Origin of the sequence: Haliea sp. E1-2-M8, assembly GCF_030649675.1 — a bacterium.
Taxonomy (GTDB): domain Bacteria; phylum Pseudomonadota; class Gammaproteobacteria; order Pseudomonadales; family Halieaceae; genus Haliea.
This window is the reverse complement of the sequence record NZ_JAUTDR010000076.1, coordinates 1-1,174: the sequence shown is the minus strand read 5'-3', so window position 1 is coordinate 1,174 and position 1,174 is coordinate 1. Positions and strand designations below refer to the sequence as shown.

The 1,174-nt window shown below is 56.3% G+C and carries 2 protein-coding genes; both read right to left on the bottom strand.

The window, feature by feature from the left end; genetic code table 11:
- Positions 1–20: 20 nt before the first annotated feature.
- A complete protein-coding gene (locus Q6D67_RS21595; RefSeq protein ID WP_304707909.1) occupies positions 21–680 on the bottom strand; it encodes an IS630 family transposase in 660 nt (219 codons plus the stop codon).
- Entirely contained in the window at positions 680–1,123 is a 444-nt protein-coding gene (locus tag Q6D67_RS21590; RefSeq protein WP_304707907.1) for a helix-turn-helix domain-containing protein, read from the bottom strand. The genes Q6D67_RS21595 and Q6D67_RS21590 overlap by 1 nt, the downstream gene beginning before the upstream one ends.
- Positions 1,124–1,174 lie beyond the last annotated feature (51 nt).

Here is a 1,174-nt window from a genome sequence, read left to right as displayed (position 1 = left end):
CTAGTATCATAAACCATTAATTACGAAACATAATGTCGAGACATTTTGAGATCTGCATCTTGCCGAGAGAACGTCCACTCGATACATCGCTGCTCGTCGTTTCTGCGTCTTTGCCAAGCATCGACTTCATTGACGAGCGTGTCACGGTCAGGGAAGCGCCGATCAAGACATTGGCGGTCAAGAATGCCAATCTCGATTTCCGCCATGTTCAACCAACTGGCGTGCTTTGGAGTGTAGTGAAAGACCACGCGTCGCAGCAGTTTCTTCGCCGCCCTGATGCCGAGCACTTGCTCGAAGCACTTTCGGAAGTGAGTGTTCAGGTTGTCGAGCACAAGATGAATGCGCCGCGCCGTTGGGTAAACCTGTTGCAGCAGGTATTGGACGAAGGCCACGAAGTCCGTCTTGGCGCGATGATCGGTAATCTGCACCGTCCGTCGTCCGCCCTTGGGCTCGACTGCCACAAACAGGTTGCAGGTGCCACCCCGCACGTACTCGTAATCCAGCCGCGCTGGTGTTCCAGGCTTGATCGGCAAGGGTTGGCGCGAATCCTTCAGCAGCTGCTTGCTCTTCTCGTCCAGGCAAATGACCGGTTCTCTCGATCGGAACGGGCGGGCGTACAAGTCCAGCAGGTCGTACATCCGCTGTCGGTAATCTTCCGTCAACCTACCGATGCACCACATCAGCTTGCGCCACGGTTTGATGCAGTTTTTTTTAGCAGCCGGCGAATCGTTTCGCGGCTTATAGGCCCGACATCGGGCAGCTCCTGGGCCGCCTGCTCCAGCAATTCGAGAGTCCAGCGCGTGGCTCCCTCCGGCGGCGATGAACAAGCCAAAGCCGAAATCTGTGCTTCGACATTCGCACCGTATTGGATCGGCTTGCCAGGCCGCGCTGCATCTCGCACCGCGTGTTCCGCCCCACCTTCCAAATACGCTGCCCGCGTTCGCCAGATAGCGGTCCGTCCTACTCCCAGGACCGCCATGATCTGGGCTTCCGGCACTCCAAGGTCGAGCGCCGAGAGAATATGTGCTCGATTCACCTCTCGTGCGTGGTGCAGCCCTTTCACTCGGTACGATTCGATCACCTTACGATCCTCGTCGGTGAGATGCAGTTCAGTCTGTTTCATAGCCAACTCCTCGTCATGGGGTGGATATGAAGCAGTATAAACTATGTTTCG